We start from the raw sequence: 21,183 nt of genomic DNA, 5'->3' as shown, positions 1-21,183 counted from the left end.
GACGAGGTCTGCGCAAAGTGGGACATGGGTTCGCCCAAAAGGGGACGAGGTCGGCGGGGAACCCGCGGATGCCGCCACGATTAGGCTGGGTGCGTGCCCGACGCCTCCGCCCTCGCCCGCGCTGAATCGCTCATCACGAGCATCCCCGACTACCCCCAGCCGGGCATCATGTTCCGCGACATCACGCCGCTGCTGACGGATGCCGCCGCCTTGCGCACCGTCGTCGAGGCGCTCGTGGAGCCGTTCGCCGGCCGCATCGACGCCGTCGCGGGCGTGGAGGCCCGCGGGTTCCTGTTGGCGGGAGCCGCGGCCATCGTCGCGAACGTGGGGCTGATGCCGATCCGCAAGGCCGGCAAGCTGCCGCGCCCGGCGGCGTCGATGTCATACGACCTCGAGTACGGTTCCGCGAGCATCGAGATGCACGACGACAACGCCGCGGGCGCCCGCGTGCTGCTGCTCGACGACGTGCTCGCGACGGGCGGAACCCTCGCCGCCGGCCGCGACCTGCTGCAGGCGGTGGGCAGCGAGGTCGTCGGCATCGCGACGCTGCTCGAGATCGACGGCCTCGGCGGCCGCGAGGCTCTCGGCGGCGACGTGCACGCGGTCTTCCACGTCTGAGGCCCGCCGGGCCGATCGGACACGGCGCCCGATCACACCGGCGTGCGCACGGCGGCGAACTGATCCCGCCGCCGCACCCCGAACCCGAGCCGCTCGTACGCCGCGATCGCGTTGACATTCGTCGCCGCCGCGTGCAGCAGGGCGCGGTCGCCGCGCTGCTGAATATGGAAGGCGGCGTCGAGCACGAGGCGCGAGGCGAGACCCTGGCGTCGGTGGTCGGCATCCACGGCGACAGCGCTGATCTCGGTCCAGCCGGCGGGGTGCAGGCGCTCGCCCGCCATGGCGACGAGACGCCCCTCGCGACGGATGCCGATGTAGCGGCCGAGTTCGTAGGTGAGGGGCCGGAAGGGCCCGGGCTGATTGCGCTCGACGATCGCGATCATGTCGGCCGCGTCGTCGGCATCCAGTTCGATCGCTTCCTCGTCGGGACGCGTCTGCAGCGCGTCGGTCTCGACGAGCTGCACGCCATCGCCGCCCCCGAGGTACTCCCACCCCTCGGGGATCCCGCCCTCGCAGCCCGACAGGCCGACCTCGGCGCCCGGTCCGACGAGGTCGCGCAGGGCGTCCCACACGCCGGGCTCGTCCCACGTGCGCACGGCGACGAAGGGCGCGATGTCGGCCGGATACCGGCGCACGAGGTCGCCGCCGATCGCGAACGACGCGTGGGGGCCGGCGGGCGAGTGCCAGGCCGCATTGTCGAGGACCGTCGCGTCGGCGTGCGAAGCGGCGAGCGGCGAGGCGGGGGTCACCGGGACACTTCACTCCGGTCGCGGCACGCGGACACGTGCGCGGCCATCGCGCGCGGCGGAGCGGGTCGCGTGGCCGGTTCTCGACGGGCGGTCGTCTCAGGGCGGAGCGGCGCGCCGCTCTCGGACGCGCTCACAGGTCGTAGCCGAACGCCCGAAGATCGAGCAGGCGCCCGGGCTCGACTTCGACCGGGTGCTCCCGCTCAGTGAGCCGGCGGAAGCCGAGCTTCAGGTACAGAGCGTGCGCGCCGAGCATCTCGGGGCCGCTGTTCATCACGACGCGGTGCGCACCGCGGCTGCGGGCCAGCGCGATCACGTGCTGCGTCAGCGCCGCGCCGATGCCGCGTCCTCGGGCGGCCGGCGCCACGGCCAGCTGGCGGAAGTCGACCTCGTCCTCGGCCGCGAGCGGAGACAGTCGCTCGCCCGGGCGGGGCGTCCAGACGGTTCCCACCATTTCGTCGCCGTCGAGCGCCACCCAGACTTCGCCCTGCGCCACCCGGGCCTCGACGTCGGCGAGCGAGTCGAGGTACTCCTCGGAGAGGTCCCCGTAGCTCCGGCGGTAGGCCTCGGCCGTGAGGCGCCCGGCATCCGCGTACTCCACCGGTGTGACGAGCCGGATGGTGAGCGACGAGGTCGATGAGGTGGTCATGGCATCCATTCTGCGAAGCGGGTGCGTGACCTGATGCGGCCCTCGGGCTCCCGCCCCATCTGCAACGCCCCGGCGTGCCCGGCATTCCGCTCCGTGCGATTGCGATGCCGTTCCCCACGGCCGTCACGGAGGCGACGGCGCACGGCGCGCCCCCGCGGTGTGGACGCTCACGGCCGTCACCGACGACGCTTCAATCCCCGGGCCCGCGCCGAACGCCGTGACGCCGCCGACGTCGACGACACGGCCGCGCCGTCGCTGCTGCCGAGTCGCTCGCGCGTCAGCGTCAGCGCATGACGCTCGCGCCGAGTTCGACCGGGCTGCCCTCGATGTTGCCGACGATGCCCCGGATCACTCCGGTGCCGTCCTCGCGGCGGAGGCCGTCATACCAGGCCTGAGTCGCGGCGAGGTCGAAGGCGTGGGTCTCGTGCGCGCGCTTGCGGGCGCGCAGCACCAGGTCGCCTGCTCGCTCGGTGCGGATGCGCTCGTAGCGCCTCAGAGAATCCTCGACGCCGAGGGTCGAGGTCGCGAAGACGATGCCGAGGGCGAAGCTGTCCTCCAGGGCCGAGCACGCCCCCTGGCCGATGTCCGGGGCGGTGTTGTGGGCGGCGTCGCCGAGGATCGCCACGCGCCCGCGCACCCAGGTGTCGAAGGGGTCGATGTCCCAGATCTCCACGCGGTTCAGCGATTCGTCGGGGTCGATGCCGTCGAGCAGCGCCCGCACGCCGGGTGCGCCCCACGACCCGAATGCGGCCTCGAGCGCGGCCACCCGATCCTCCACCACGCCGGAGGGGCCCGGCACGTCGACGAAGAAGTAGAAGCGGTCGCCCGCGACGGGCATCACGGCGCAGCGCTTGCCGTCGCCGACGTAGGTGGTCCACTGGTCCAGCGGTCCGATGCGTTCGTCGGCCGGCACCAGACCGTTGTAGTTGACGTAGCCCGAGTACGAACGTTCGGGACGGATGCCGGTGGGCTCGGTGACGTAGTCGCGCACGAGCGAGCGGGCCCCGTCGGCTCCGATGAGCAGGTCGGCGGTGTCGGTGGAGCCGTCGGCGAAGGTGGCTGTCACCGTCCGCCCGTCGTCGGCGACGGCGACGAGCTGCATCCCGAGGCGGATGTTCGCCGGGCCCACGGCATCCATCATCAGCTGCTGCAGGTCGGCGCGGGCGACGGGGTAGGGCCGCTGGCCGGTCTGTTCGGTGACGGGGGCGAGGCTGAAGCGGCAGAGCTCGTCGCCGGTGTGCCCGTCGTAGTACGCCATATCGTCCATGCGACCGCCAAGGGCGGCGACCTGCGGGCCGAGACCCAGCCAATTCAGCACTTTGACGCCGTTGGACCACAGCGACAGGGCGGCGCCGACCGGTCGATTCTCGCGCATGCGGTCGTACACGACGACCTCGTGGCCGAGCTTCTGCAGCGCGATCGCGGCGGAGGTGCCGCCGACGCCGGCTCCGATGACGATGACCTTCATGGCTCCTCCTCAGCTGCCGCGGTAGGTCGAGTAGGCGAACGGGCTCAACAGCAGCGGCACGTGCAGGTGCGCGTCGCTCGAGACGGAGAACGCGACCGTGACCACCGGGTGGAATGACGCGACGCCTCTCGCGCGGAAATAGGCGCCGGTCGCGAACGTGAGCGAGTAATCGCCGTCGTCGAGTCGCTCGGGCCCGAGGCTGAGGCGACCGTCGGCGTCGGTGGCGGCAGCGTCGATCGTCGCGCCGTCGAGGTGGCCGAGGGTCACGGTGACGCCGGACGCGGGGGTGCCCGTCGTGGCATCCAGGATGTGGGTGGTGAGGTGCGTCATGCGGTGCCCTCCGGGGCGTCGGCGGTGCGCCGGGTCATTCTGCGGCCTCCGGTTCTGCGGGGGCGTCGTCGGCGAAGGTCGTGCGCAGGCGGAGCAGGGCAATCTCGGCGAGTTGTCGGGTGGCCTCGATGGTCTCGGTGGCGGGGTTGTTGCCGAGGCGGCGCTCGAGCTCGGCGCGCATCTCGCTCGGCGCACGTCCGGCGGCGCGGATGAGGAAGACGCGACCGAAACGCTCCTCGTACGCGGCGTTGCCTGCGGCGATCGCGGCGATGTCGTCGTCGTCCGCGGACGCCATCGAGCCCTGTTCGACACGGGATGCCGCGGCCTCGGCGCCGTCACCCGCGACCTTCCCTCCGATGCGGGGGTGGGCGTGCAGGGCCGCCTCGAGGTCCTCCGGCGACCACGTCGAGGCGAGGTCGCCGGCGTAGGCCGCGAGGGCGTCGACGCTGGCGTACGGCCGGCCGGCGACGACGGCATCCATCCAGCCGGGGACGTCGGCCCAGACACGGACCACCGCCGCGGCCTCCGCATCGTCGAGGGCGTGGAACTCCTGCAGGTGCATGCCGGTCAGGCTAGGCGTGCCGCGTTACGGGGCTGTGGCGGGATGTGTCGGCGATGTTGCTGTGGGGAACATTTCGGGGTGCGCGCGCACGATGGCTTCGCGCGCCGCCGCCTGAATCCGGGGCGTGGTTCGTGCAGTGGGGCGTACGGCGGTCGCGCCGGTGCACATCTCGCGCCCCGGACGGCGGGATCCGCCCCGGGCTGCGGAGGGTCTCGGGACGGATGCCGAGGTGGGGCGCCGGTCAGGCGTGCACGATCAGCCAGTGCGCCACGGCATCCGTGTCGCCGGTGTTGTGCAGGCGGTGGGGGACCGAGCAGGGGTAGCTGATGGCATCGCCGGCGCGGAGAATCACGCGCTCGGCCTCGAAGTCGATCGTGAGCTCGCCCGCGACGACCGTGCCGACCTCGTATCCCTCGTGGTGGAAGAGGCCGTCGGCGCCGTGGGCGGCGGCTCCGGGCGGATAGATCGACTCGAAGTAGTCGATGCCCGGCGAGGAACCGGGCGTGAGGCGGCGGAACGACACCCCGCTGTCGAGCACGATGTCGGGCGTCTGCCCGGCTCGCTGCAGGGTGAATCCTGACGGGCCGACGGGTTCGACGGGGCGGTCGGATGCCGGGTCGAAGGCCGCGACGAGGGGCACGCCGAGAGCGTCGGTGATGGCGATGAGCCGCGAGACGCTCGGCTGCATGACTCCCCGCTCGATCTGCGAGACGGCGCTGGGGGAGATGCCGAGCGTCTTCGCCAGCGCTCGCGCGGAGATGCCGCGGGACTGGCGCAGGTCGCGGATTCGTCCGCCGACGGATGCCGAGGCCTCGGTCGAGGCGCCGGTGTCGGCCTCGACGTTCGCCGCGGACCCCGCACCGCCCCCGACGATCGCGAGGGAGTCCGACTCGACGGCGACGGTTTCGGCGGCGGGCGGCTGCGGCATGCCCCGAGTCTAGGGACGCGTCACGTGTGAAGGACCGACTTCACACGCCTGTTACATGAGCGAAACCAATTACGTGATGTGAACCCATAACTTCACATCAGAGCTCCACTCCGGCCGCGGACTCCACGTCGTGGCATCCATCGTCCTGAGAGGAATGACATGACTTCGAGCCCGCTCACCGGCCCCCGCGATCTGGTGGAGGCCGCCGGCCACCCCCACGGGGGCGGCAACATGAAGCCCCACTACGACGAGCGACTCGCCAACGAGGACCTCGCGCCGCTGCGGAAGCAGAAGTGGTCGAGCTACAACATCTTCGCGTTCTGGATGAGCGACGTGCACTCCGTCGGCGGCTACGTCACCGCCGGCTCGCTCTTCGCCCTCGGCCTGCAGTCGTGGCAGGTGTTCGTCGCCCTCATCGCCGGCATCGTCATCGTGCAGGTCTTCGCGAACATGGTCGCCAAGCCCAGCCAGAAGACGGGTGTGCCCTACCCCGTGATCAACCGCGCGGTCTTCGGCATCCGGGGCGCGAACATCCCCGCGATCATCCGCGGCCTGATCGCGATCGCCTGGTACGGCGTGCAGACGTTCCTCGCGGCGGAGTCGCTGAACATCATCTTCCTGAAATTCATCCCCGGATCCGCCGCCCTGCTCGACGTGTCGTTCGCCGGTCTTTCGGCACTGGGCTGGATCTCGTACGCGATCCTCTGGGTCGCGCAGTTCCTGCTGTTCTGGAACGGCATGGAGGTCATCCGCCGCTTCATCGACTGGGCCGGACCCGCCGTCTACGTCGTCATGATCATCCTGGCGGTCTACCTGGTGTCGCAGGCCGGCGTCCAGAACATCTCGTTCACCCTGTCGACGACGCAGCTCGACTTCTGGGCGTCGATCCCGGTCATGTTCGCCGCGATCGCGCTGGTGGTGTCGTACTTCTCGGGCCCGATGCTGAACTTCGGCGACTTCGCCCGCTACGGCAAGAGCTTCGCCGCGGTGAAGAAGGGCAACTTCTGGGGCCTGCCGATCAACTTCATGTTCTTCTCGTTGCTGACCGTCATCACGGCATCCGCCACCGTGCCGGTGTTCGGCTCGCTGATCACCGACCCGATCAAGACGGTCGAGCAGATCGACACGCCCTTCGCGATCCTGCTCGGCGGCCTGACGTTCGTCACGGCCACGGTGGGCATCAACATCGTCGCCAACTTCATCTCGCCCGCGTTCGACTTCTCCAACGTCGCTCCGAAGAAGATCTCGTGGCGCGCGGGCGGCATGATCGCCGCCGTCGGCTCGACGTTCCTGATGCCGTGGAACTGGTACTCCAACGCCGACGCCATCCACTACTCGCTCGGCGTGCTGGGCGCGCTGATCGGCCCGCTGTTCGGCATCCTGATCGCCGGGTACTACATCGCCGCCCGCCAGCGCGTGAAGGTCGACGCGATGTTCACGATGGACACCGCCGGGCCCTACTGGTACCGCAACGGCTTCAACCCCAACGCTGTCAAGGCCGTCATCGCCGCGGGTGTCCCGACGGTCGCGATCGCGATCTTCCCGAAGCTGTTCGCCGACCTGGGGCTGTTCAATGTGGCCGCGATCAGCGACTACAGCTGGTTCATCGGCTGCGGCCTGGGCTACGTGCTGTTCCTGCTCTTCGAGTGGCTCGACCCCCGAATCCCGACGTTCGAGGGCGAGACCGAGGGCATCTCCGACGGCACGGTCGAGACGGTCGGGGCGCCCGAAGAGCGTGACGTCCCGGTGCTCGCGCCGTCGACTCCGGATACCACGGCCGCGGCGCCCGTATCGGGTGCGGTGCTGGCGCAGTCGGCTCCGGATGCCGCGTCGTCGGTCCCGGGTGCGCGGCCCGCTACGAGCGCCGGAACCCCTCGCGAGGCACTCGCGTGAGGATCCTGCTGATCAACCCCAACACCTCCTGGGCGATGACCGAGAAGATCGCCGAAGCCGCCCGGGAGGTGGCGGGACCGGATGTCCTGATCGAGGCGGCGTGCCCCGTCGACGGCGCCGCCGCGATCGAGAGCCACACCGACGAGATCGCCGCGGCCGCCGCCGTGGTCGAGCTGATCACCGCCGACCGCGCCGGGTCCGACCCCGCCGACGCCTACGTGATCGCGTGCTTCGGCGATCCGGGCCTCGATGCGGCGCGGGAGTTGGTCGAGGTCCCGGTGCTCGGCATCGCCGAGGCGGCGATGCACATGGCATCCGTGTCGGGCCGCCATTTCGGTGTCGTGACCACGCTCAGCCGCACGTTGGGGCGCGCCCATGACCTGGTGTCGCGGTACGGCATGGAGCGCGCGTGCGTGTCGCTCGCGGCCACCGGCATCCCCGTGCTCGACCTCGAGGACACGGGGTCTCCCGCCGTGGAGACCATCGCGCGCTTCAGCGCCGAGGCGGCCGCCGCTGGCGCCGACGTCGTCGTGCTCGGCTGCGCCGGCATGGCGGACCTCTGCACCGAGCTGACGGCACGCGTCGGAGTGCCGGTCGTCGACGGGGTCGCGGCGGCGGTGGGGATGGCATCCGGAATGGTGCGCATGGGCCTCGGGACCAGCAAGCGCGACGAGTACGCGCTGCCGCCGCGGGTGCCGGTCGCGGACGCGGGTTCGGCTTCGGGTGCCTGGGGTGCTTCGGGTGCGGGAGCGATGCGGCTGGCGGGCTCCGCTGCGAACGGTGAGACGCCCGCGGCTCCTCCCCAGGCGGGCGATCTCGCGGTTTTCGCATGAATGTTGATGACGGTTACATTCAGGAAATGCGAGACGCATAGCGTGAACGACATGAGCACACGGATCGCCGCCCGACGGGTCTACCTCGACGGCGCCTTCAGCCCCGCCACCGTCGTGATCGACGACGGCGTCATCTCCGCAGTAGAGCCCTTCGACGCGACCGCCGGCACCGTCTTGCCCGGCGACGCGGTGCTGCTGCCCGGGCTCGTCGACTCGCACGTGCACCTCGACGAGCCGGGCCGCACCGAGTGGGAGGGGTTCGCGACGGGCACCGCCGCCGCGGCGGCCGGCGGGGTCACGACCGTGGTCGACATGCCGCTGAACAGCGTGCCCGTCACCACCACCCCCGACGCTCTGGATGCCAAGCGCCAGGCCGCGGCGGGAAAGCTCGCCGTCGACGTGGCGTACTGGGGCGGCGCGGTCCCCGAGAACCTCGGGTCGTTGCGCGCGCTGTCCGATGCCGGGGTCGTGGGGTTCAAGTGCTTCCTGTCGCCCAGCGGCATCGACGAGTTCGGCCACCTCGACACCGACCAGCTCGAACGCTGCCTCGCCGAACTCGCCGAGTTCGACGGCCTGCTCATCGTGCACGCCGAAGACCCCGCGCACCTGCACGCCGACGGCGCGCTCGGACCCCGCTACAGCGACTTCGAGGCCAGCCGCCCGCCGCTCAGCGAACGTGCCGCGATCCGCCGGGTGATCGACGCCGCGCGTCGCACGGGTGCCCGCGCGCACATCGTGCACGTCTCCGACGGCGGCGCACTCGACGACGTGCGGGCGGCGAAGGCCGAGGGCGTGCGCCTCACGATCGAGACGTGCCCGCACTATCTGACCCTCGAGGCCGAGGACGTGCCCGACGGCGCGGGGGCCTTCAAGTGCTGCCCGCCGATCCGCGGCGGCGTCAACCGCGACCTGCTGTGGGCGGGAGTCGTCGACGGCACCGTCGACGCGATCGTCAGCGACCACTCGCCGGCCACGGTCGAGCTGAAGGGCGAGCCCGACTTCGGTCTCGCGTGGGGCGGCATCGCGGGCCTGCAGACGGGGCTCTCGGCCGTGCACACCACGGCGCGCGAGCGGGGTCTGGCATTCGAGAGCATCCTGCCGCTGCTCACCACGGGCCCCGCGCGCATCGCGGGCCTCGAGGGGCTCGGCGTGATCGCACCGGGCGCACCGGCCCACCTCGTCGCCTTCGCGCCCGACGAGACGTTCGTGGTGGATGCCGCGACGCTCGAGTATCGCAACCCGGTGACGCCGTGGCACGGCAAGACCCTCACGGGCGTCGTGCGCGAGACCTGGCTGCGCGGTGAGTCGGTGTACCGCCGTGGCGCCGCCGTCACCGAGCGAGAGGGCCGGGAGATCCTCCCGGCACCCGCGGGGGTGAAGGCGTGAGTGCCGCGGCTTCCGGCGCCGCCGCCTTGGCCTCGACCGGACACCGCGACTCGGACGAGACGCGGCCTCGCCTCGCGACGGAGGCCGGCTCCGACGAACTCAACCGCCGTGGTTCTGCCGCGACGGGGGTCCCTGAGCCCGTCGACGGGACCGGGCCCCGCGCCGCGACGCCGGTGCCGATCCTCCAGCCCGGCGTCGGCCCCGTCCCCGGCGACCACTACCTCCGCGCCACCCCCGACACCGTGCTCTGGGGGCGCCTGCCGTGCGCGGGCGACGCCGCCGTCCTCGAGATCGCGTCGGGTGCGAGCGTCACGTTCGACACCGTCAGCCACGAGGGCATCCTCGACGACCAGGGCAAGGACCCGGCGGCCTACTTCGCGGCGCACGGAGTTGCGCGGGAGCAGGTGCTCGACGACGCCGTCGAGATCGCGGCATCCGTCTCGCGCGATGTGATGGCCGACGGACCCCACGTCGTCGTCGGCCCCGTGCACGTGCGCGATGCGCACCCCGGCGACCTCCTCAAGATCACCGTCGAGACGCTCGTTCCGAGGGTGCCCTACGGCGTCATCTCGAACCGTCACGGCAAGGGCGCACTCGTCGGTGAGCTGCCGCGCGGCGAGCACAACGTCAGCGTGTTCGCCGCCGTCGCCGAACGGGACGGCGTCCTGCACGGCACGCTCCCCGTGGTCGAGGGAGGCGATCCGATCGTGGCGTTTCCGCTTGCGCCGTTCCTCGGCACGATGGGAGTCGCCGTCGCGGGCGCGGAACGACCGCACTCGGTGCCGCCGGGCGCGCACGGCGGCAACATCGACATCAACCTCCTCGTCGAGGGGACGACCCTCTACCTGCCCGTCCAGGTCGAGGGGGCGCTCGCGTACGTCGGCGACCCCCACTTCGCGCAGGGCGACGGCGAGGTCGCGCTCACCGCTCTCGAGGCATCCCTGCGCGCCACGCTGCGCTTCGAGGTGATTCCCGCCGAATCCGCCCGCGCGGCCTTCGGCGACGTCAGCGGCCCGCTCGTGCGCACGCCCGACTACATCGTGCCGACCGGGATGGACCCCGACCTCGATGCGGCCATGCGCGCCTGCGTGCGCTCCTCGCTCGCGCTCCTGCGCGGACGCTGGGGCATGGACGAGCACCTGGGCTACGCCTACCTCAGCGCGGCGACCGACTTCGACATCTCGCAGGTCGTCGACATCGTCTCGGGAGTGCACGCGCGCATCCGCGAGGCCGACTTCGCGGGAGTGCCGTCGGTGGAGCCGGAGGTGCGGGGATCCGCCGACCGCTCGGCCGCCGCCGCTACCTCTGCCGCGCCCGCCGCCGCCTCGTCCGAAAGAGACCCCGAGTGAGCCCCTCCCTCTCCGCCGCGCTGGCCCGCGCCGAGCCCTTCCTCCCCGGCGCCGAGCCCTCCTTCGACACCCCGACTCCGGGTCGACCGACCACGACGCGCCGCAGTGCGCGGGTCGTCACCGGCGTGTCGTGGACACTCGACCGCCTGCGCCGAACAGATGGAGACGCGCGATGACGGATGCCACCATCCCCGCCGACCTGCGCGAGGCCTTCGACGCGTACGAGCGCGCCATCGTCGCGAACGACCTCGACGCCCTCGACGCGTTCTTCGCGCCCGGACCGGACACTCTCCGCGGCGACACGGCGGGGCTGCTCGTCGGCCACGACGCGATCAGCGGATTCCGGTCGCTGCGCGGTGGTGTGCCCCCGCGCGATATCGCCGAGGTCCACTACCGCCCGCTCGCCACGGCCACCACCGATACGAGCACCGACGGCGACGTCGCCCTGCTCATGTCGGTGTCGCAGTTCCACGGTGGCGGGAGGGGGCTGCAGACACAGGTGTGGCAACGGCTCGACGGTCGGTGGCTCATCACCGCCGCTCACGTGACCCCGCGCACGCCCCCGCTCGACCGCACGATCTGGCGCAGCGTCGGCGATCCCTTCCAGCAGGGGGCGTGGGAGGGGCCGCTCGAAGGACTCACCGTCGCGGTGAAGGATCTGTTCGCGATCGCCGGCTTCCGTATCGGCGCAGGCAACCCGACGTTCCTCGAAGAAGCGCGGCCCGAGAAGGCCACCGCCCCGGCCGTCGCCGATCTGCTGCGCGCCGGAGCATCCCTCCGCGGGATCGCCCGCACCGACGAGTTCGCCTACTCGATCGCCGGAGACAACGCCCACTACGGCACACCGCCCAACGGGGCGGTGGTCGGCGCCCTGCCCGGAGGTTCGTCGAGCGGACCGGCGTCCGCGGTCGCCCTCGGCCACGCCGACATCGCCCTCGCCACCGACACCGCCGGTTCCATCCGCGTGCCCGCGTCGTACCAGGGTCTCTGGGGCCTGCGCACGACCCACGACCTCGTTCCCCGACAGGGCATGCTGCCGCTCGCGCAGTCGTTCGACACGATCGGCTGGCTCACCCGCGACGGCGACACCCTGCAGAGGGTGGCCGACTGGTGCCTCAGCTACGACGGTTCCGCCTCCACGGAGAACGTCTACGGCGCCGCGGGCACCGACCTGCCCTGGCGGTTCGTGATCCCCGAAGAGGTGCTCGACTGCGCCGACGCGGCCACCCGCGAGGAGTTCTCGCGCTTCCTCGCCGGCCTCGCGGCATCCGATGACCCGCCCTCGTTCCGCGCGGTGCACACGGGAGACCTGGATGCCGGCTTCGCGGCGTTCCGCACCGTGCAGGGCGCGGAGGCGTGGCGCAACGACGGCGAGTGGCTGCGCGCGCACCCCGGGGCCGTGGGGCCGGCAGTGGCCGAGCGTTTCCGTCTCGCATCGCAGATCACCGCCGACGACGAACGCGTGGCGCGGAACGATCTCGAACCGATCGCCGCCCACCTCGCCGAGCTCGTCGACGGTGCCGTCATGATCTTCCCCACCGTGCCGGGTCCCGCGCCTCAGCGCACGGCCGACGTCGACGCGGTGCGCGCGGCCACTCTGCGCATGACGGCCCCCGCCGCCATCGCCGGTCTTCCATCGATCTCGGTGCCGCTGCTCACGGTCGACGGCGCCCCCGTCGGCGTCTGCCTCGTCTCGCGCGCCGGCACCGACATCGCACTCGTGCGTCTCGCCCGCCGCCTCGCCACGCTCGGAGGTCGGTCGTGAAGCGCGCCGATCTCCGGAGAAGCCGCACTCGCGGGGCCGTTCCGGCCGCCCGGATCCGTTGCGGCGGCATCTGCGGAGTTCGGCCCGCCTCTCGGCGCGCGTTGCAGCACACGTCCGGCCCGGCGCCGCGGATCCACACCCCGCACAATGCGCCGCACCCGTCCGTACCGGTGGGACGAACACGCCCTACCCACTCGTTCCGCCCCCGCACCATGGAGACCCCGTGAACAGCCACCTCCCCGGCCCCATCGACCCGCCCGCCCGTCTGCTCATGGGCCCCGGGCCCATCTCGGCGTACCCGAGCGTGCTGCGCGCGATGGGGGCACCGCTGGTCGGCCAGTACGACCCGTTCATGACCGCCACGATGAACGAGACGCAAGACCTGTACCGCCAGGTCTGGGGTACCGACAACGACGCGACGCTGCTCATCGACGGCACGAGTCGCGCCGGCATCGAGGCGGCCATGCTGTCGCTCATCCGCCCCGGTGATCGCGTGCTCGTGCCGGTCTTCGGGCGGTTCGGCCACCTGCTCGCCGAGATCGCCGAACGCGCGCTCGCCGAGGTGCACACGATCGAGGTGCCGTGGGGCCGGGTCTTCCCCGTGTCGACCATCCGCGAGGCGGTCGAACGGGTGAAGCCGCACCTCGTGGCCTGCGTACAGGGCGACACCTCGACCACGATGCTCCAGCCGCTGGACGAGATCGGCGAGATCTGCCGCGTCCACGGGGCCCTCTTCTACACCGATGCCACGGCCTCCCTCGGCGGCAACCCGTTCGAGATGGATGCCTGGGGACTGGATGCCGCCACCGCGGGCCTGCAGAAGTGCCTCGGCGGGCCGTCGGGGTCGGCGCCGATCAGTCTCTCGGAGCGGGCCGTCGAGGTGGTGCGCTCGCGCGCCCGCGTCGAGGCCGGGATCCGCGAGGAGGGCGATGCCGTAGCATCCGACTTCATCCGCTCCAATTACTTCGATCTGGCGATGATCCTCGACTACTGGGGACCGCGGCGCCTGAACCACCACACCGAGGCGACGACGATGCTCTACGGCGCGCGGGAATGCGCCCGCGTGCTGCTCCTGGAGGGACGGGATGCCGTGATCGACCGGCACCGCCTGCACGGCGACGCGATGCTCGCCGGCGTCGAGGGCCTCGGCCTCACGGTCTTCGGCGACGTCGCGCACAAGATGACGAACGTCGTCGCCGTGGAGATCCCCGAGGGCGTGGTCGGAGACGCCGTGCGGTCGGAGCTGTTGAGCGACTTCGGCATCGAGATCGGCACCTCCTTCGGTCCCTTGCACGGCCGTGTCTGGCGCATCGGCACCATGGGGTACAACGCCCGCACCGACGCCGTGCTCACCACCCTCGCCGCGCTCGAGGCGGTGCTCCGACGCCACGGCGCGACGGTCGCGCCGGGCGGCGGCGTCGAGGCCGCGCAGGGTGTGTACGCGACGGCGCGCGCATGACGCGCCGCACTCCCGCCTCAGCGCCCATCGCGGACTCCGGGCGAACGCGCGCCGGACGCACCTTCCCGATGAGCCACCGGGTCGCAGGCCGCGGAGCCCGACCATGAGCACCACGACGCGCCTGCAGGTCGCGCCCGAGCGCATCGCCTCGGCGGCGCGGCGGATCATGGGGCGGTGCGAGGAGCTGGCCCGGGTCACGGCGACGCCCGGCAGCATCACGCGCGTGTACCTGTCGCCCGAGCACGCCCGGGTCAACCGCCTGTCGGCCGAGTGGATGCGCGAGCTCGGCATGTCGACGAGACAGGATGCCGCGGGCAATCAGGTCGGTCGCCTCGCACCGGCCGGAGCCCCCGACGCCCCGGCGCTGCTGATGGGCTCGCACCTCGACACCGTCCCCGACGCGGGGCGCTTCGACGGCATCGTCGGGGTGCTGATGGCCCTCGAGGTCGTGCGGCTCGTGCGCCGGGTGGACGACGAGGGCACGGCATCCAGTCCCTTCCCCTTCGCGCTCGAGGTCATCGCCTTCAGCGACGAGGAGGGCACGCGTTTCGGCAAGGCCCTGCTCGGTTCCTCGGCCGTCGCGGGACAGTGGGACGAGTCGTGGTGGGACCTCACCGATGACGACGGGTACACGCTGCGCCAGGCCTTCCGCGAGTTCGGTCTCGACCCGGGCCGCATCGGCGAGGCCGCCCGGCGCCCCGACGAACTCGTCGCCTACCTCGAAGCGCACATCGAGCAGGGGCCGGAACTGCATCGCAGCGGCCGGGCCCTCGCGGCTGTCTCGTCCATCGCGTCGGCCAGGCGCTTCCAGCTCGTCGTCGAGGGCGAGGCGCGTCACGCCGGCGGTACCCCCTACGACATGCGCCGCGACGCCCTGCTCGGAGCGAGCGAAGCGGCCCTCGCGGTGGAGCGCATCTGCCGCGGCGAGCACCACATCATCGGCACCGTCGGCCAGCTCGAGGCGTTCCCCGGGGCGGTGAACGTCGTGCCCGGCGAGGCGCACTTCTCGCTCGACCTGCGCGGCGAGTTCGACGCCACCCGCGATCACACCTGGGACGAGATCTCGCACGAACTGGATGCGATCATGGGCCGCCGCGGGCTGCGCTGGCGGGCGCGCGAGGTGCACAGCGCACCGGCCGTCTTCTGCGCCCCTCTGCTGCAGGACGTGGTGCGCGCCGGCATCGGCGGCGAGGCGCCGACCCTGTTCAGCCGCGCCGGCCACGATGCGATGGCGATCGGCGCGATCACCGAGGTGGGGATGCTGTTCCTGCGTAATCCCGACGGCATCAGCCACCATCCCGACGAGGCGGTGACCGGTGCCGATGTCGCCGCGGGGGTGCGCGCACTCGCCGAGGCGGTGCTGCACCTGGGGGCCGAGCCGCGCTGAGCCCGGGACTGCTCACGAGCCACTGATCGCTGATCGGCCCCCACCGCTCGTCACCGCGACCGCGAGAATGGTGAGATGACCGACGCTCCCGGTATCCTGCAGCTGCTCGCCTTCGCCGCCGAACCAGGCGGGGGCAATCCGGCGGGGGTCGTGCTGGATGCCGCTGGCCTCGACGACGCGCATATGCAGCGCATCGCGGCCGACCTCGGCCACCCCGAGACGGCGTTCGTGACAGCCCGCGAAGGGCGGCGCGTGCAGGTGCGGTACTTCTCGCCCGACGACGAGGTCCCGTTTTGCGGCCACGCCACCATCGCGACCGCCGTCGCGCTCGCCGAGGCCGCTGCACCGGGGGCGTTCGTCTTCGACACCGCCGCGGGGCGGGTCGACGTCACCACGGAGCGTGACGCGAACGGTCGTATCGTCGCCGGGTTCACCAGCGTCGAGCCCCACGTCGTCGATTTCGAGCCCGAGGTCGCCGAGCGCCTTCTCGATCTGCTGGGCCTCATCCCCGACGACCTCGACGACCGGATGCCGCTGGCGCAGTCGTTCGCCGGCAACCTGCATCCTGTCGTCGCCGTGCGTGAGCGGGACACCTTCGATGCCTTCCGCTTCGACCCCGTGCCGATGCGCGCCCTGCTCGACGAGCGCGGGTGGAAGGGCACGGTCATCGTGGTGCATCTGGGCGGTGAGATCGTCGACGGGCTCGTCATCGAGGCGCGAAACATCTTCCCCGTGGGCGACATCACCGAGGACCCGGCGACCGGATCCGCCGCCGCCTCGCTCGGCGCGTACCTGCGCGACCGCCTCGGCATGACCGCGCCGTTCCGTTTCACCGTCCGCCAGGGTCGGCACGTCGGCCGGCCGAGCGTGCTCGAGGTCGAGGTTCCGCCGGTCGGCGGCATCCACGTCCGAGGAGGCGCGACGCCGCTCTGACCTCATCTGCCCGGACGTCCCGCGATGACGGAGCCCGGTGAGGCGTTCGACGCGGTTGCCACGCGACTCGCGGTCTGGCTACCCTTGACGAGTGCATTTGTACTTCATCTGACGGCTGAGTGAGGCCCACCGCGCTCGTTGAGCAATCCGAGCACGCGGAGGCCGCTCTTTCTCGACCCGATCGGGTCGCCGTCTTTTTGCGTGTTCGCACGGCTCTCGTGGCTCGCTCACGCGTCATTTCGAAGGATGCGGATGCCCTCCCTCAACAGCCCTCTTCCCGCGCGCCATCGCGCACAGCTCATCGCCGCCGACGTGTCCGTTCTCCGAGGCGCGACACCCGTTCTTCAGCACGTCGATCTCGCCGCGACGACCTCCTCGCGAATAGCGGTCGTCGGTGAGAACGGTCGCGGCAAGTCGACAATGCTGCACGTTCTCGCCGGCGCGATCGCTCCTGACGACGGCCATGTGCAGCGCATCGGCACTCTCGGCATCGCCGAGCAGGAGATGCCCGCCGGCGACGGCAGAACTGTGGGCCAGGCGGTCGCCGACGCGATCGCCGCACCCTTGATGGCGCTCTCGGCACTCGACGAAGCCGCCATCGCGCTCACCTCTGGAGGCGCCGAAGCCGCTGCTCGTTATGCTGTGGCGCTCGAACAGGCTGAAGCGCTCGACGCATGGGACGCAGAACGCCGCGTAGGAATCGCTTTGCAGGCTCTGGATGCCGAGACCGACTCGGAACGGCGACTGGACGACCTCTCCGTCGGCCAGCGGTACCGGGTGCGTCTTGCCTGCCTCCTCGGTGGCGACCATGACTTCCTGTTGCTCGACGAACCCACCAATCATCTCGATCGGAGCAGCCTCGATTTTCTGACCTCGCAGCTGCGCTCCCGCGATGGCGGGGTGATCGTGGTCACCCACGACCGCGCGTTGCTCTCCGATGTCGCACAGACCGTCGTCGACCTCGATCCGACCTCGGACGGTCGGCCGCGCGTCTACGGCGATGGGTACGAGGGGTACCGCTCGGGCCGTGCCGCAGAACGCGAACGATGGGAACAGGACTACGACCAGCAGCAGGCGGAGCGCGCTCGGCTGCACGACAGTCTGAGTGCGGCTCAGAACCGCCTCGTGTCGGGATGGCGCCCTGATAAGGGGACGAACAAGCATGGCCGCGCGACCCGAGCCGGCGGTCTCGTCCAAAGCGTTCACCGACGCCAGGAGCAGCTGGACGCCCATCTCGTCACCGTCCCCGAACCCCCGCAGGTGTTCCGGTTTCCGGAACTGCCCACGCGGACGGGAGCCCCGCTGCTGAGCGTCGACGAGGTACAACTCGCTGGGCGCTTACCAAGGCCCGTGACGTTCTCGGTCGCGCATCGCGAGCGCCTCGTCATCACCGGGCCGAACGGTGCAGGGAAGTCGACCCTCCTGAGCATTGCGGCGGGTGATGTGCGTCCGGACGCCGGCACGGTCCGCCACCCGCAGCACGTACGTGTCGGCTACCTCCGCCAAGAGAGTGCGCTGCCCCTCGACGGGCGCGCGAGCTCCGTCCACGCCGAGCATGTCGAGGCCCTCGTCGCCGCCGAAACGATCACCTCGAGCGAGGCCGTCGGTCTGTCGCAGCTCGGGCTTCTTCGGGCGCGGGAATCGAGCAAGCGCATGGGCGAGCTGTCGATGGGACAGCGACGTCGACTGGACCTGGCACTGGTCCTCGCGACGAAACCCCACGTTCTTCTGCTCGACGAACCGACCAACCACCTCTCCGTCGCTCTCGTCGACGACCTCACCGACGCGTTGGGCGCGACACACGCGGCCGTGATCCTGTCCACGCACGACAGGCAACTCCTCCGGGACGTCGACGCATGGGAATGGCTCCCGCTCGACAGGCCGGCCGAGAGTGAGCTGCGCGCGTGAGCCGTCACGCTTCCGACCCAACGAGAGCCTCGCGCCGGCGATGGCGCTCCGGGTGCCGCGCCCCTGCCACGGGGTCCGTCATCGGCTCGCCCGCGGAATCGTTCCGGCGCGTGCGCGGCGGTCACTCCCCGCCGGCCAACCTCCACACCCGGTCGCGTGAGAACGGCAGTTCGTACCCTCGGCGTCCGAGAGCCCGCGAGACGGCGTTGCCGATCGCCGCTCCCACGGGGTTGTACGGCGATTCGCTCATCGACTTCGCGCCGAACGGGCCGAGGGTGTCGTCGGTCTCGGCGAAGTACACCTCGGTGTCGGGGACGTCGGCGAACTGGGGCACACGGTACGTGCGGAACACCGGGTTCTGCACCACCCCGTCCTCGACGTACACCTCTTCGTACAGCGCCCCGCCGAGGCCCTGGGCAGCTCCCCCCTCGACCTGCCCGCGGCACTGCGCCGGATTGATGACGACGCCGGCGTCGGCGGACTGGATCGATTGGAGCACCTTGACCGTGCCCGTCTCGGGGTCGACGGCCACGCGCGCCGCGTGCACGTTGAACGCGAGGGAGCGGAAGTCACCGAACTCCGCGCCGTCGGCGGTCAACCCGTCGGAGGTCAGATACCCGGCGGGGGCCGCGGCGATGATCCGCTCCCACGAGACGACCTCGCCCCCCGCCCGGATTCCGGATGCCACGACCTCGGCGTCCGCGGCATCCGTCTGCGTGAGATCGGTCGCGATCTCCACCATCCGTCGCCGCAACGCCGTGCACGCGCCGAAGAGCGCCTTGCCGGCCACGACCGTCCCCGCGGATGCGAAGGCGCCGGTGTCGTGCCGCACAGCGTCGGTGTCGGCGGCCCACAGCTCGAGACGGTCGAGGGGGGCGTTCAGCACGGTCGCGGCGATCTGCCGGTGCACGGTCGAGGTGCCGTTTCCGAACTCGGCCGTACCGACTCGCAGCAGGTACGTTCCGTCGGGACGCAGGGTCGCGGTGGTGTGTGCGATGTGTCCCCGGGGTGCCATCGTCGCGATCATCGACGCCGCCATCCCCTCGCCGACGAGCCAGCCGTCGGGGGCGTCGACACCGTTGCCGCGACGCAGGGCGCCCTCGGCGAGGTCGAGGCACTGGTCGAGGCCGTAACTGCCCCAGATCAGGTCTTCCTCGTACTTGTCGTCGTCGGGGTGCAGCGGGTCGCCCTCGCGCACGGCGTTGATACGGCGCAGGTCGAACGGGTCGATGTCCAGTTCCACGGCGAGGGCGTCGAGGGCCGACTCGACCGCGAACACGACTTGCCCGAGCCCGTATCCGCGGAACGCCCCCGACGGCGGGTTGTTCGTGTAGACCGCTTCGGCGTCGATCCACTTCACCGGCACCCGGTACAGCGTGGTCGACTCGGCGCACGAGTGGAACAGCACCCCGATGGCGTGGTTGCCGTACGCGCCGGTGTCGCTGAGCACGTCGATCTTCATCGCGGTGAGGGTGCCCCCGGCATCCGATCCGAGGGTCACGCGCACGCGCATCGGATGCCGCAGCGACGCCCGCACGAACTGGTCGGTGCGCGAGAACTCGTACGCCACCGGACGTCCGAGCTTCAGCACGGCCAGCGCCGTGAGGTCTTCGGTGAACAGCTCCTGCTTGCCGCCGAAGCCCCCGCCCACCCGCGTGGCGAACACGCGGACGCGATCGCGCTCGAGACCGAAGATGTGGGCGAGCTCGTTCCGCGCGAGGAAGGGCACCTGCGTGGACGAGCGGATGACGAGGCGTCCCTCGTCGTCGAGCCACCCGACGGCGCCGTGCGTCTCGAGCGCCGCGTGCGTCACGCGTGAGGACCGCCACTCGCCGGTGACGGTGGTGTGGCTCCTCTCGAGCGCGGCGTCGATGTCGCCGCCGTGACCGGTGTGGAACCCGGCGACGACGTTGCGCTCGGCCGCCATGACCCGTTCCGCGGGGGTGCGGTCGGGGTGCAGCAGCGGGGCGCCCGGGCGACGGGCCTCCTCGGGGTCGAACACGGCGGGCAGCACGTCGTAGTCCACGACGATCGCGCGGCATCCGGCATCCGCCGCCTCCGCCGTCTCGCCGACCACCGCGACCACGCGCTGACCGACGTGGCGGACGACGTCGTCGAGCATGCGCGTGTCGTCGGGGTCGTCGGTGCGGTGCTCGTGGCGGCCCGTCGAGTACCGCAGGTCGGGCACGTCGCGGTGGGTGAAGACCGCGACGACGCCCGGGACCGCGAGGGCGGCGGTGGTGTCGATGGAGCGGACGCGGGCGTGTGCGTGCGGGGAGACCACGACCCGCAGCACGAGCGGCGGGCCGCCGGGCACGGGCTCGTCGAAGGTGAACGGCTCGCGGCCCTGCACGATGCGCCGGGCGGCCTCGGGCACGGCCGAGCTGCCGACCCGTCCATCGCCGTCCGGTCCGCTGACGGACGATCCGGATGCCGTGGTGCTGCCGCATCCCGTGCCGCACCCGTCGGCCGCGGGGCTCGCCTCACCGGAGGGGCATGCCGCGCCCGTCTCGCGCACCGGACCCAGGACCGACGCGCGGATCGCCTCGCGGATCGGGCGGTACCCCGTGCACCGGCAGAGGTTGCCCTTCATGCGCCGGTCGAGGTCGTCGAGGTCGGCGGGGTTCAGCGTCGACGCGGTCACGCTCATCCCCGGCGAGCAGAAGCCGCACTGGAATCCGAAACCGCCCGCGAGTGCCTCCTGCACGGGATGCAGCTCGTCGCCCGGGGCGAGTCCCGCCGCGGTGATGATCGTGCGTCCGTCCAGGCGCATGGCCGGGATGATGCACGAGTGGGTCGGTGCACCGTCGAGCAGCACCGCGCACGCGCCGCAGTCGCCCGCGTCGCATCCCTTCTTCACCTCGACGTGGCCCGTCTCGCGCAGAAGCGTGCGCGCGCTCTGGCCGGGCCTCGGCTCCGCGTCGACGGGGATGCCGTTGACCTCGAATCTCACGCCACGTCCTCCCGGC

18 protein-coding genes are annotated in these 21,183 nt (G+C 71.6%); 11 read left to right on the top strand and 7 right to left on the bottom strand.

Going from position 1 to position 21,183, the window contains the following annotated elements; genetic code table 11:
* The first annotated feature begins 93 nt into the window (after nt 1-93).
* The gene (locus ACTJJP_RS14805) at nt 94-618 is read left to right on the top strand and encodes an adenine phosphoribosyltransferase (RefSeq protein WP_440775740.1); all 525 of its coding nucleotides are present in this window, start codon (nt 94-96) and stop codon (nt 616-618) included.
* A gap of 32 nt (nt 619-650) precedes the next feature.
* Here ACTJJP_RS14805 and ACTJJP_RS14800 read toward each other — a convergent pair whose 3' ends face one another.
* The 6 genes from ACTJJP_RS14800 to ACTJJP_RS14775 all read right to left on the bottom strand — a co-directional run bounded on the left by ACTJJP_RS14800 (nt 651) and on the right by ACTJJP_RS14775 (nt 5,301).
* The gene (locus ACTJJP_RS14800) at nt 651-1,367 is read right to left on the bottom strand and encodes a GNAT family N-acetyltransferase (protein WP_440775739.1); all 717 of its coding nucleotides are present in this window, start codon (nt 1,365-1,367) and stop codon (nt 651-653) included.
* Nucleotides 1,368-1,497: 130 nt separating this feature from the next.
* Nucleotides 1,498-2,013 (bottom strand): GNAT family N-acetyltransferase, encoded by a 516-nt coding sequence (locus ACTJJP_RS14795; RefSeq protein WP_440775738.1) that lies wholly within the window; start codon nt 2,011-2,013, stop codon nt 1,498-1,500.
* 283 nt (nt 2,014-2,296) lie between these two features.
* Complete coding sequence (gene hpxO / locus ACTJJP_RS14790) at nt 2,297-3,481, bottom strand: FAD-dependent urate hydroxylase HpxO (RefSeq protein WP_440775737.1); 1,185 nt, start codon at nt 3,479-3,481, stop codon at nt 2,297-2,299.
* A gap of 9 nt (nt 3,482-3,490) precedes the next feature.
* Nucleotides 3,491-3,811 (bottom strand): hydroxyisourate hydrolase, encoded by a 321-nt coding sequence (uraH, locus tag ACTJJP_RS14785; protein WP_440775736.1) that lies wholly within the window; start codon nt 3,809-3,811, stop codon nt 3,491-3,493.
* Between the two features lie 34 nt (nt 3,812-3,845).
* Nucleotides 3,846-4,373, bottom strand: coding sequence for a 2-oxo-4-hydroxy-4-carboxy-5-ureidoimidazoline decarboxylase (gene uraD, locus ACTJJP_RS14780; RefSeq protein ID WP_440775735.1), 528 nt, complete (start codon nt 4,371-4,373; stop codon nt 3,846-3,848).
* A gap of 241 nt (nt 4,374-4,614) precedes the next feature.
* Nucleotides 4,615-5,301, bottom strand: coding sequence for a helix-turn-helix domain-containing protein (locus ACTJJP_RS14775; RefSeq protein ID WP_440775734.1), 687 nt, complete (start codon nt 5,299-5,301; stop codon nt 4,615-4,617).
* 159 nt (nt 5,302-5,460) lie between these two features.
* On the opposite strand from ACTJJP_RS14775, the gene ACTJJP_RS14770 reads away from it, so the two are divergent.
* From ACTJJP_RS14770 to ACTJJP_RS14725, 10 genes are all read left to right on the top strand, one after another.
* A complete protein-coding gene (locus ACTJJP_RS14770; RefSeq protein ID WP_440775733.1) occupies nt 5,461-7,194 on the top strand; it encodes an NCS1 family nucleobase:cation symporter-1 in 1,734 nt (577 codons plus the stop codon).
* On the top strand, nt 7,191-8,027 hold the full coding sequence (locus tag ACTJJP_RS14765; RefSeq protein WP_440775732.1) for an aspartate/glutamate racemase family protein: 837 nt from the start codon (nt 7,191-7,193) through the stop codon (nt 8,025-8,027). Before ACTJJP_RS14770 ends, ACTJJP_RS14765 begins: the two co-directional genes overlap by 4 nt.
* A 51-nt stretch (nt 8,028-8,078) precedes the next feature.
* Nucleotides 8,079-9,413 carry an allantoinase AllB gene (allB, locus tag ACTJJP_RS14760; RefSeq protein WP_440775731.1) on the top strand — a complete coding sequence of 445 codons (1,335 nt, stop codon included), beginning with the start codon at nt 8,079-8,081 and terminating at the stop codon, nt 9,411-9,413.
* Between the two features lie 173 nt (nt 9,414-9,586).
* Nucleotides 9,587-10,762 carry an acetamidase/formamidase family protein gene (locus tag ACTJJP_RS14755; RefSeq protein WP_440775812.1) on the top strand — a complete coding sequence of 392 codons (1,176 nt, stop codon included), beginning with the start codon at nt 9,587-9,589 and terminating at the stop codon, nt 10,760-10,762.
* Nucleotides 10,759-10,938: a hypothetical protein gene (locus ACTJJP_RS14750; RefSeq protein WP_440775730.1), complete on the top strand. Its 180-nt coding sequence runs from the start codon at nt 10,759-10,761 to the stop codon at nt 10,936-10,938. Before ACTJJP_RS14755 ends, ACTJJP_RS14750 begins: the two co-directional genes overlap by 4 nt.
* Nucleotides 10,935-12,527 (top strand): AtzH-like domain-containing protein, encoded by a 1,593-nt coding sequence (locus ACTJJP_RS14745; protein ID WP_440775729.1) that lies wholly within the window; start codon nt 10,935-10,937, stop codon nt 12,525-12,527. The genes ACTJJP_RS14750 and ACTJJP_RS14745 overlap by 4 nt, the downstream gene beginning before the upstream one ends.
* Nucleotides 12,528-12,798: 271 nt before the next feature.
* Nucleotides 12,799-13,986 (top strand): pyridoxal-phosphate-dependent aminotransferase family protein, encoded by a 1,188-nt coding sequence (locus tag ACTJJP_RS14740; protein ID WP_440775811.1) that lies wholly within the window; start codon nt 12,799-12,801, stop codon nt 13,984-13,986.
* Between the two features lie 103 nt (nt 13,987-14,089).
* The gene (locus tag ACTJJP_RS14735) at nt 14,090-15,373 is read left to right on the top strand and encodes an allantoate amidohydrolase (protein ID WP_440775728.1); all 1,284 of its coding nucleotides are present in this window, start codon (nt 14,090-14,092) and stop codon (nt 15,371-15,373) included.
* Nucleotides 15,374-15,448: 75 nt separating this feature from the next.
* Nucleotides 15,449-16,306 (top strand): PhzF family phenazine biosynthesis protein, encoded by an 858-nt coding sequence (locus ACTJJP_RS14730; RefSeq protein WP_440775727.1) that lies wholly within the window; start codon nt 15,449-15,451, stop codon nt 16,304-16,306.
* A gap of 252 nt (nt 16,307-16,558) precedes the next feature.
* Nucleotides 16,559-18,214, top strand: coding sequence for an ABC-F family ATP-binding cassette domain-containing protein (locus ACTJJP_RS14725; protein WP_440775726.1), 1,656 nt, complete (start codon nt 16,559-16,561; stop codon nt 18,212-18,214).
* A 121-nt stretch (nt 18,215-18,335) separates the two neighbouring features.
* On the opposite strand, the gene ACTJJP_RS14720 is transcribed toward ACTJJP_RS14725, so the two are convergent.
* Nucleotides 18,336-21,167 (bottom strand): molybdopterin-dependent oxidoreductase, encoded by a 2,832-nt coding sequence (locus ACTJJP_RS14720; protein WP_440775725.1) that lies wholly within the window; start codon nt 21,165-21,167, stop codon nt 18,336-18,338.
* Between the last annotated feature and the right edge of the window lie 16 nt (nt 21,168-21,183).

The organism is Microbacterium sp. 22296, assembly GCF_052045385.1.
Lineage (GTDB): Bacteria > Actinomycetota > Actinomycetes > Actinomycetales > Microbacteriaceae > Microbacterium.
The sequence above is the reverse complement of the archived record's forward strand: the minus strand, read 5'-3'. Positions and strand labels throughout refer to the sequence as shown.

Bases quoted from the DNA above. Each gene is read 5' to 3' on its own strand.
- ACTJJP_RS14795 (WP_440775738.1), bottom strand. From the start codon at position 2,013: ATGACCACCTCATCGACCTCGTCGCTCACCATCCGGCTCGTCACACCG.
- hpxO (WP_440775737.1), bottom strand. From the start codon at position 3,481: ATGAAGGTCATCGTCATCGGAGCCGGCGTCGGCGGCACCTCCGCCGCG.
- uraH (WP_440775736.1), bottom strand. From the start codon at position 3,811: ATGACGCACCTCACCACCCACATCCTGGATGCCACGACGGGCACCCCC.
- uraD (WP_440775735.1), bottom strand. From the start codon at position 4,373: ATGCACCTGCAGGAGTTCCACGCCCTCGACGATGCGGAGGCCGCGGCG.
- ACTJJP_RS14775 (WP_440775734.1), bottom strand. From the start codon at position 5,301: ATGCCGCAGCCGCCCGCCGCCGAAACCGTCGCCGTCGAGTCGGACTCC.
- ACTJJP_RS14770 (WP_440775733.1), top strand. From the start codon at position 5,461: ATGACTTCGAGCCCGCTCACCGGCCCCCGCGATCTGGTGGAGGCCGCC.
- allB (WP_440775731.1), top strand. From the start codon at position 8,079: ATGAGCACACGGATCGCCGCCCGACGGGTCTACCTCGACGGCGCCTTC.
- ACTJJP_RS14745 (WP_440775729.1), top strand. From the start codon at position 10,935: ATGACGGATGCCACCATCCCCGCCGACCTGCGCGAGGCCTTCGACGCG.
- ACTJJP_RS14740 (WP_440775811.1), top strand. From the start codon at position 12,799: ATGGGCCCCGGGCCCATCTCGGCGTACCCGAGCGTGCTGCGCGCGATG.
- ACTJJP_RS14735 (WP_440775728.1), top strand. From the start codon at position 14,090: ATGAGCACCACGACGCGCCTGCAGGTCGCGCCCGAGCGCATCGCCTCG.
- ACTJJP_RS14730 (WP_440775727.1), top strand. From the start codon at position 15,449: ATGACCGACGCTCCCGGTATCCTGCAGCTGCTCGCCTTCGCCGCCGAA.
- ACTJJP_RS14725 (WP_440775726.1), top strand. From the start codon at position 16,559: ATGCCCTCCCTCAACAGCCCTCTTCCCGCGCGCCATCGCGCACAGCTC.